Source organism: Gordonia sp. UBA7860, assembly GCF_002500165.1.
Classification (GTDB): domain Bacteria; phylum Actinomycetota; class Actinomycetes; order Mycobacteriales; family Mycobacteriaceae; genus Gordonia; species Gordonia sputi.
The window spans coordinates 2,881-3,127 of the sequence record NZ_DLSO01000134.1; the positions used below are offsets into that span (position 1 = coordinate 2,881).

General features: G+C 62.8%; 1 protein-coding gene. It reads left to right on the plus strand.

Annotated elements, in window-relative coordinates:
* A partial coding sequence (locus tag B3T59_RS16875) for an ABC transporter permease subunit (protein WP_287004420.1) occupies positions 1–171 on the plus strand: 171 nt, incomplete at its 5' end.
* Between the last annotated feature and the right edge of the window lie 76 nt (positions 172–247).

Here is a 247-nt window from a genome sequence, read left to right on the forward strand (position 1 = left end):
GGCATCTTCAACATCCCCGGCGTCGGCGGAACGATCTATCAAGCGGTCATCCGTGGCGAGGCCCCGACCGTCGTCTCCTTCGTCACGGTGCTCGTGCTGATCTACCTCGTCTGCAACATCGTCGTCGACTTGCTCTATGCCGCACTCGATCCGAGGATTCGCTATGCCTGAGACCCCACACACTGACGCGGCTCTGAACGCGTACCCCAGCTTCTTTCCCGGCCAGGACCGCTTCGTCGCCGACGCC